This window comes from Pseudomonas sp. P7779, from assembly GCF_013386315.1.
In the GTDB taxonomy this organism is placed as follows: Bacteria; Pseudomonadota; Gammaproteobacteria; order Pseudomonadales; family Pseudomonadaceae; genus Aquipseudomonas.
The window spans coordinates 21392-30652 of record NZ_JACARZ010000093.1 but is presented as its reverse complement, the minus strand read 5'-3'; the positions used below and the strand labels follow the sequence as shown (position 1 = coordinate 30652).

Below are 9261 nucleotides of genomic sequence, written 5' to 3'. Positions count from 1 at the left end.
CCGCTGGAGTGCGCAGCGCTCCCACTGTTTTGGGCCTGCTGCGCAGCCCAGCGGGAGCAAGCTCCCTCGCCACAAAATTTCATCTGAAGTTAAAAGGCATTAACCGCGAATACGGTGCTCGGTGAACTCATAATCCTCCTGGCAATCGTCGGTCGGGTCCGCCGCCACACCAGGTGCCGTTCTCGGTTTGAATCGGCTGGGTTTGCTGCGCATCGCGGAAAACGTGATGGTGAATCGGCCGTCGGGCTGGAGGTTGGTGTTCCAGGACAGGATTGGCACTTGCCGCTTTCTGCACGCAGGCGTTTCCAGTGATCCAGCGTGTGGGATTGGCGGGGCTGGGGTGGCTGAAACGAGGCCGCGCAGAGAAAACCCGGTCGGTTGCAAAAATAGTCAGAATTCAGGGGTTTACAGATGCTTGCCAATCGCTATAATCGTCGCCCTAACACGCCGGTATAGCTCAGTTGGTAGAGCAACTGACTTGTAATCAGTAGGTCCCGGGTTCGACTCCTGGTGCCGGCACCATACAAGGTTCCAGAGAAGGCTTTCAAAATCTCTGGAACCCCCGAAAAACCCGCCTTATGGCGGGTTTTTTTCGTTTTGGCGTTCCATCGGTTTCCGTCAGAAACTGGTGGATTCCAACTGTTTTAAGGGTAGAGTTGGGGATACAGGTCACTTCGATAAAAGGGAGTACCCTTATGTCGCGCACCACAGCTCCGCTCTCCGACGCAGCTTGCCGCTTGGCAAAACCTACAGACCGCGCCTACAAGCTTTTCGACGGCGATGGCCTCTACCTCCTAGTCCAGCCCAATGGCCGCAAAGGCTGGCGGCTCCGTTACGTCAAACCTGACGGACGCGAAGGACTGACCTCGTTCGGCAACTACCCCGTCATTGGCCTCGCCGATGCGCGCCGCAAGCGCTTGGAAGTTAAGCGAATGCTGGCGGATGGCGTTGATCCTATAGAGACCAAGCACCAAGCCAAGGCGGAAGCCGTAATCAAAGGCAGAACCTTTGAAAGCGTTGCGCTCGACTGGCATACGGAAATGTCGGCCAAGTGGGCACCAGGCCATTCCAAGACTGTGATGAGCCGCCTCAAAACCCACGTGTTCCCGCTGATCGGCGCCCGCGCCATTGTCGACCTCGACACCCATGACCTCATGCAGCCCTTGGAAGCGATCAAGAAGCGCGGAACGATAGACGTAGCTTTAAGGGTACAAAACTACCTGCAGAGCATCATGCGCGAGGCAAAACGCCTCCGGCTTATCACCGCCAACCCTGCTTACGACCTCGAAGGCTTGATCAAAGCCCCGCGGGTGGTACATCGCCCCGCACTACCCTTATCGCGACTGCCGGAACTACAGGAGCGGATCGACACCTATAAAGGCCGCGCACTTACCCGCCTGACGGTGATGCTATCGCTGCATGTGTTTGTACGATCCAGCGAGCTGCGTTTCGCACGCTGGAGCGAGTTCGACCTCAAGCGCGGCACCTGGGAGATACCGGACACTCGACCCGCGTTGGAGGGAGTACCCTTTTCCACAAGGGGTACGAAGATGGCAGGGGATATCCATTTAGTACCCTTATCGCCGCAAGCAGTGGCGCTACTCGAAAAAATCCATGCACTCACAGGCAAATTCGCATTGGTCTTCGCAGGTGATACCAAACCCTGGAAACCCATGTCCGAAAATACCGTGAACAACGCGCTACGGACGATGGGATACGACACCAAAACCGATATCTGCGGGCATGGGTTTCGTTCGATGGCCTGCAGCGCACTGATCGAGTCAGGCCTGTGGTCCGAGACCGCCATTGAAAGGCAGATGAGCCACAAGGAACGCAACAACGTCCGCGCCGCTTACATCCACAAGGCCGAGTTCATCGAGGAGCGCAGGCTGATCATGAACTGGTGGAGCCGGTACCTGGAGGCCAACCGGCAGGAGCATGTCACTCCACACGAATTCGCCAACCAGATTGGAGATAACGTTACTCGGATAAAGGCGAAGCCTGGCACTGGCGCAGAGAGGAGGAGTTGATATGGATATCTCAATCGCACAAAGCATCAAGCTCGCCATTGTGTCGGCAACCGGACTGTCAAAAGACGCGCTGCATATCTATTTGGGCATGGCGGTCTATTTGACGTTGATCGTTGGCACCCGACGATTCAGGCCATACCTTGGCTGGCTGGTTGTTTTCATCATTGCGTGTGCAGGCGAGTGGGTAGATCGGCGAGACGATATTGGAAGCTTCGGATACTGGCGCTGGCAGGCAAGCGCTCACGACGTTCTCAACACGTTGTTTTGGCCGACGGTGCTAACACTGCTATGGCTTTTAAAGTGCCGCAGTAAAGTAAGCGTACATCCGTAAGACTCTCGCAATCTGCTCTGCCACGCGGGTCCATCCAAACAGGGCTGCAAAGCCGCCCTGTTTGGATGGACCTCACTTAAAAAATCTAAAGCCCACGCAACTGTCTGTGGAAAACCACGGATTTCCACCGGTGGATAATTTCATCCACAGCCGCAGAACTCCCGAAAATTGGAGTCTTGACCCGAATTATCCACAGGCGTAGAAAAGATCGGGCAAAGCGCTGTCGTTGACAGCAACCCAGGTAGCCAGAACCTTTAAGGCTACGCCACACCGTGGTGGTTCTCCCAAAGTGCGATTAGCGTCCGGCGGCTCGCACGGTCACAGCGATGTGATGGATGCCTACTTTTATCAGTGTGCCCACTGCGGCAACTCATACACTTTCATAGCTGCCCTGCAGCAACCTATCCGCTTGGCCATTCCATTGCGCCAACCTGTGCCCGTCTCTTTCTCCCGGAAAGAGACGGGCACTCCTACCACTGCTGCAGCCCACCTCGTACAGGGCTTTGCGGCATTCCCCCTCGTGACAATCGGCGTGACAAACACCGAAGTCACCAGCAACAGCGATGCAGATGATGGTGCCGCAGCCCAGGGAATGGACTGCACCTGACTGACAGTCAGGCATGCCCCGGTCATCGCTTCACTGCCTTCACCCGACTCAGGATCTCGCGGCATTGGTCCCGTCAGCCAGCGCAGCCTCTACCCGCCCACTTCTTCGGAAGTGTTCAGGAGGCCAGATCATGAGATGCCCAAGCTCCCGGTCGTAAAGAGCCGTCAGTCCCGCGTTAGTGGACAACCCTCACAGGCCGCAGGGGCCTTGATCCCTGATAACACTCAACATTCGTGGCGGGATGACGTGGGGAAGGTTTTACAGGTTTGGCTTTTAGCGGAGTTTGATCATGGCATTAGTAGGTAGACGTAGCGGGCGCAATTTTGGTTATGGCCGGCAGCTGAGCTACGCCGGGCCACAAGCATTGAGAGATCTGTTTGGCAGCGGGCATTACGGCACGGTCAAGGCGCACAGTGATCGCTGGCAGGCGTTTGCACGCTGGTGTCGTTCAGAGGATGGACCAGGGTTTAACGATGCGCGGCGAATTGATAGGCAGACTTTGCTGGACTACACCGGGCACTTGCGTCAAAAAATTGAGCAGGGTGAGCTCGCCATCGCCACCGCGCTAAACCGGTTGTCCAGCGTGAACCGGATTCTCGCGGCGCTTCGCGGTGATCAGTACGTGAAAGTTTCTAGCCCGAGTAAGGCGTTGGGAATGCAGCGCACCACCATCCGCACGACAGCTCCACAAGGCCAGGATCGCGAACACCTGATGCGCATCGTCGACGCGCTCTGCGAACACCAAATACCGCGCGCGGCGGCCATCGCTCAGTTAGCGAGAGCCACTGGCATGCGCTTACGCGAGGCGATTTTGGCCGACCTTCCCCGCCTCAAACGTGAAGCCAAACACTACGGAAAAATCAACATCCAGGACGGCACCAAAGGTGGCCGTTCAGGTGCGTCAGCACCTCGCTGGATTAGGGCAGATGCTCATATTCGTGACGCACTGACGTTTGCCGAAAAGGTCTCGCCCAACGATAGCCGCAACCTGCTGGCACCGAACGAACGTTACCTCGATTTCTTACAGGGAATCGTCCGCCCCGCACGGGACATCCTCCATAAGCACAACCTCAAAGGCTTCCACGAATTGCGGGCAGCCTATGCATGCGAACGTTACGAGCAAATCACTCATCATGCCGCGCCCATCAACAGTGGCCATTGCTATCAACTCAACCGACATCTCGATCATGAGGCTCGAGTACAAATCAGCTATGAGCTGGGGCACGGCCGTATCGGCGTGGTATCGGCGTATATTGGTGGTCGAGCATGAGCACGGCATTCGATATGGAACTCTTCCTGGCGGGCGTCTTGACCGGGTCACATACCACACGCCAACGCCACCTGCGTCAGGCAAAGGCTATCCAAACAGCTATCGCTAAACGCTGGCACCGCGACAATCCATGGACCTGGCAAGAAAAACACTTGGCCTGGTTTTTGAATCAGCGGCTGAGATCACACTCCGAGCCTGCGCAATATTACTATCTGCTCACCATCAACCGGATCATTCTTCGCTTGGGGAAATCATGGTGTTTCCAAAGCTAAACGAATCTCTTGAACTCTCTGTGAGCATTCACCAGCCTTAGAAAAGTCACTTGCATAAACAGCCTGCCATCACGACAATGCGATCGATTACCATTTACTCATCGGTGACACTATCATGTCGGCGCTTGATCATTCAGCTCTCCATCGGCTCTATAGCGAACACAACAGTTGGCTGAAGGGCTGGTTACGAGTCCGGCTGGGCAATGCCGCCGATGCTTCGGACTTGGCTCAGGACACATTCCTGCGAGTCATGACCGCCCGCCATGACGCCCCAATCCGCGAACCGCGGGGTTACCTCAGCGCCATTGCACGCTCCCTGTTGATCGATAAATCCCGCCGCCGCACCATTGAGCAGGCCTACCTCCATGCTTTGGCCCAGCGACCTGAACCCGTAGATGTTTCGCCGGAAATACGTTTGTCCATCATCGAAATGCTGATCGCGGTCGATAGCCTACTCGACGAACTGGGTGCCAGGACTCGGGAGATATTCCTGGCGGTCCAGCTTGAAGGGCTAAGCTATATTGCAACTGCTGAACGTTTCGGCGTCTCGGTCACCACAGTCAAAAATCATTTAATTCGCGCCATGACCCGGTGCCTTTTGCTGGTCGAGAGCTGATGCCTTCCTCCTTGGACCTCAAGACACTTGAGGCTGCTGCCACCTGGTACGTGCAGCTTAATGACGGGACGGTCAACGAGGCAAGAACCCAAGCCTGGAACATTTGGATGCAATCCAGCCCACAGCACGCTGCGGCTTGGGCGCGCGTCGAAACGCTGCAACAACAATGGGCAATGATGCCCAAACAAGCGGCCCTATCCAGCCTTGGCGCAGCAAAAACGCAACGTCGTGATGTGCTGAAAATACTTGGCATGCTAGTGGCCGTTGGCGGCTGTACGTGGCTAGCAGCTGAGCAAGTCCCGTATCGCTCAATGCTCGCTCAACAGCGTACTAGTATCCGTGAGCGTCGCTCGCTGCGCCTAGACGATGGCTCACAACTGGAACTGAACGCGGATACTGCATTGGATATCCGCTTCGACTCAAAACAGCGGTTGATCCAATTGTACCGTGGCGAAATTCTTGTTAAGACCGCCCAGGATCCCACCCAGCGCCCATTTATCGTTCAGACCGGCGAAGGTCGGGTACGTGCGCTCGGCACCCGGTTTAGCGTCCGTCAACTGACCGAACAAACGCGTGTTGGAGTACTGCAAGCCGCTGTTGAAGTAAATCCGCATCAGCATGTTGAACGCACTCTGCGCCTCAATGCTGGAGAGCAAGTCACCTTTGACCGCGATGAAGTCGATGTAGCCAGCCCTTTACCCCCGGGCTCGACCGCTTGGGTACAGGGCATGCTGAGCGTGGATGACTGGCGGCTGGGCGATTTCATCGAAGAGCTGGGACGCTATCGCCCTGGCGTACTGCGCTGCGCTGCATCGGTTCAGGGGCTGAGCATCTCAGGCGCGTTCCGCATAGATGATACGGATACCGTGCTGGAAAACCTGAGCCAGGCCTTACCGGTGAGAGTGCGCTACCTGACGCGCTATTGGGCTAGCATCGAACCGGCATGAGTTCGATTTGAAAATGTTTAACGAGTCACCTTGCTGATTTTGATTCTCATCCGTCAATGACACAAGCCGCGATGACAGCGACTTTCTGCCATGACAACGGAAGGATCAACGAATGCCCCTGCTTCCCCTCTATGCGAAGACTTCAATGACCCGCCCGGTTCGCTTGGCCCTCTTTGGACTGAGCCTCACGAGTCTGTCGGGGCTGGCGCTAATGTCCACGCCAGTTTTGGCGCAAAGCCAGACGTCCTACCAGATCGCCTCAGGCCTGCTTGGCACTGCCCTGACCCAGTTCGGAGTGCAGGCGGGCGTGACTATTTCATTTGATACCGAGCAAACCCGCCGTCTGACTACGACGGGCCTGACTGGCGTGTACAGCGTCGAGGAGGGACTGATGCGCTTGCTGGCGAACAGCGGGTTACAAGCGCAGCGTCAGAGCAATGGTGGCTACGTGTTAATCCCTGCCAATAACGGAACAACGGTGGTGCTTGGCGCGACGAATGTCACGGGCCAATCGCTGGGAGCGACGACAGAGGGGAGCGGATCGTACACTACCGGTTCCATGAGTACCGCGACCAAACTGGCCACCTCCATGCGCGAGACGCCGCAGTCGGTCACGGTAATCACTCGCCAACGCATGGATGACCAGAACATGCAGTCTCTGGAGGACATTTCGACTTACACCCCAGGCCTGACCATGCGCAAAACCGGTGGTGAGCGCCCAGAGTTCTATTCCCGCGGTTCCGCCATCGACAACATCATGATCGACGGCCTGCCCGTCGCGTATGACAGCGACACCCTCGGCACCTCGACACTGGCGATGTTCGACCGGGTTGAGGTGGTACGCGGTGCATCGGGCCTGATGATCGGTGCCGGCAACCCGTCCGGCACACTCAACCTGATCCGCAAACGCCCCACCGTCGAGCCGCAAGTGTCTGTCACCCTGGGTGCCGGCTCGTGGGACAACTACCGCACCGAAATCGATGCCAGCAGCGCCCTCAACTCCAGCGGTTCGATCAGGGGCCGCGTGGTCGGTGCCTTCCAGGACAAAGACAGCTTTACCGATGGCTACAGCAGCAAGCGCCAGTTGTTGTACGGCATCACCGAGTTTGACCTGAGCGAAGCCACTACCCTGACCCTTGGAGCGTATTACAACCGTGAGGACAACCCGGGTGCCGACTGGTCGGGCATTCCGACCCGCGCCGATGGCTCGTTCCTGCCGATATCCCGTTCGACGCGCATGAGCCCGAACTGGACCTACTGGAACAAGAAAAACACCAGCGCATTTGCCGAAATTGAGCACCGCTTCGACAACGACTGGAAACTGCGCCTGAATACCACGTGGCTGCGAGGCGACCTGGACATGCTGGGCACCAGTTTTTATCGACTGGACTCCACTGCAGACCAGTTGAACCTGAACGTAGGCCGCTACACCTACCAGCACACGCAAAAAAGCGTCGACGGCTACGTTTCCGGCCCCTTCACCCTGTTTGGTGCGACCCACGAACTGGTGCTCGGTGGCAGTTATCGCAATGATAAAACCGACGATGGCCCCGGTGGTGGTTTCCTCAACGACCCGAATATCGTGCTCGACCCGTCGAACTTCGACTATCACGGCGTAGAGAAACCGGCCATCAACTACAACTGGTCGCGCAAGGGCAAGGTTGATCAATACAGCACCTACGCCACCGTGCGCTTCCATCTGCGCGACGACCTGAAACTGATCCTCGGTTCACGCCTGGATTGGTATGAGTACGAACAGAACACTATTTCCGGCGATTACACATTCGGCGCCGACTACAAGGCGACGCGGGAATACACTCCCTATGCCGGCCTCATCTACGACATCAACGATACCTACTCGGTGTACACCAGCTGGACCAGAATCTTCCAGCCGCAAGCCAACGTGGACTTCCAGGGCAGCCTGCTGCCGCCGGTCACCGGTACCAACCGTGAAGTCGGGATCAAGGGCGAGTACTTTGACGGCGCGTTGAACGCCAGCCTGGCCTACTTCCAGTTGAACCAGGAAAACCTCGCCCAAGGGCTTGATGCCTGTGCACCGGGTGTTGCTTCCTGCTCCGTGGCCTCCGGCGAAGTGGAAACCAAAGGCGTCGACCTTGAACTGCAAGGCATGCTTGCCCGTGGCTGGCAGGCCTCGGCCGGCTACACCTATGCCGGTGCCAAAAACGTCAAGGGCGGCAGCGGTCGCTTCGACAGCGACACGCCATACAACCTGCTCAAGCTGTCCACCACTTATCAATTGCCGGGCGATCTCGAAAAATGGTCGATCGGCGGTTCATTCCGTAGCCAGAGCAGCACATACACAACCTACGGCGTGTCTCAGGGCGGCTACAGCATCGTCGACCTGATGACCGGCTATAACGTGAACAAAAACCTCAAGGTGCAAGCCAACCTGAACAACGTGTTCGACAAGCACTACTACCAGAGCATCAGTAACCCGGCAGGCGCAAACATCTTCGGCGACCCGCGTAACGTGGCCGTGACCATGAAGTGGAGCATGTAAGCTACATCTTCTGAGAATGACAACATCCTGCTTGGGCAGGTGTTGTCGTTCAACACGTCGATCTGGGAAGCAATTCCTCAACAGTTGGCTTACCAGGCACCGACTCCAAGATAAATTTTCCAAACCTCCGCGACAAGACTCTGATACTCCAAAGCCGTAGGTCAAAGCTGGCTGGATATCGAGGCATCATTACTTGCAGCCATGTAATCCCTTTCGCTACTCGCTCAACCGCCACTAGGCATTGCATAGGATGGCGCCATTCCTGACGGTAGCCGGCGGCCCGACGTAGCGCCGAAAGAACATATCAAGGTTTTAGTTTTCCGCAGGCAGCCTGCCCTGACGGAGTGATTCGAGCACACAACATCGAGGCAAAGACTAAAAATCCCGTTCGTAACCATTAGGGTAATCTAAGAGATAGCAACGTTTAGGTCTGCATTTAACTAGCTATAAAATAGATAGATAATCTTTGGTTCGACTCCTGGTGCCGCACCATACAAAACGAAGCCCTCGCAGAAATGCGGGTGCTTTGTTGTTTCTGGGGTGTTCATATTCTGTCTACGCCTGGCGCCCCAACTGAACAAGCCGGTGAGTCTCCAAAAAGACCAATTCCTGTAGCGAAGTCCCGCCTTCAGCGTTTTATGCAGAATTATGGGTAGCCAATAATTAT

7 protein-coding genes and 1 tRNA gene are annotated in these 9261 nt (G+C 56.3%); all 8 read left to right on the top strand.

Annotated features, from left to right (window positions below; all coding sequences use genetic code 11):
- The first annotated feature begins 446 nt into the window (after window positions 1–446).
- The 8 genes from HX869_RS25295 to HX869_RS25260 all read left to right on the top strand — a co-directional run bounded on the left by HX869_RS25295 (window position 447) and on the right by HX869_RS25260 (window position 8594).
- Window positions 447–522: transfer RNA gene (locus HX869_RS25295), tRNA-Thr, on the top strand.
- 173 nt (window positions 523–695) lie between these two features.
- The gene (locus tag HX869_RS25290) at window positions 696–2030 is read left to right on the top strand and encodes an integrase arm-type DNA-binding domain-containing protein (RefSeq protein WP_178903817.1); all 1335 of its coding nucleotides are present in this window, start codon (window positions 696–698) and stop codon (window positions 2028–2030) included.
- A gap of 1 nt (window position 2031) precedes the next feature.
- Window positions 2032–2361, top strand: a complete 330-nt coding sequence (locus tag HX869_RS25285) for a hypothetical protein (RefSeq protein ID WP_178903816.1) — start codon at window positions 2032–2034, stop codon at window positions 2359–2361.
- Between the two features lie 896 nt (window positions 2362–3257).
- Window positions 3258–4238 carry an integrase domain-containing protein gene (locus HX869_RS25280; protein WP_178903815.1) on the top strand — a complete coding sequence of 327 codons (981 nt, stop codon included), beginning with the start codon at window positions 3258–3260 and terminating at the stop codon, window positions 4236–4238.
- A complete protein-coding gene (locus HX869_RS25275) occupies window positions 4235–4510 on the top strand; it encodes a hypothetical protein (protein WP_178903814.1) in 276 nt (91 codons plus the stop codon). Before HX869_RS25280 ends, HX869_RS25275 begins: the two co-directional genes overlap by 4 nt.
- A 115-nt stretch (window positions 4511–4625) precedes the next feature.
- Window positions 4626–5126: a sigma-70 family RNA polymerase sigma factor gene (locus HX869_RS25270; RefSeq protein WP_178903813.1), complete on the top strand. Its 501-nt coding sequence runs from the start codon at window positions 4626–4628 to the stop codon at window positions 5124–5126.
- Entirely contained in the window at window positions 5126–6073 is a 948-nt protein-coding gene (locus tag HX869_RS25265; protein ID WP_256736788.1) for a FecR domain-containing protein, read from the top strand. The genes HX869_RS25270 and HX869_RS25265 overlap by 1 nt, the downstream gene beginning before the upstream one ends.
- A 211-nt stretch (window positions 6074–6284) precedes the next feature.
- The gene (locus HX869_RS25260; RefSeq protein WP_256736787.1) at window positions 6285–8594 is read left to right on the top strand and encodes a TonB-dependent receptor; all 2310 of its coding nucleotides are present in this window, start codon (window positions 6285–6287) and stop codon (window positions 8592–8594) included.
- Window positions 8595–9261 lie beyond the last annotated feature (667 nt).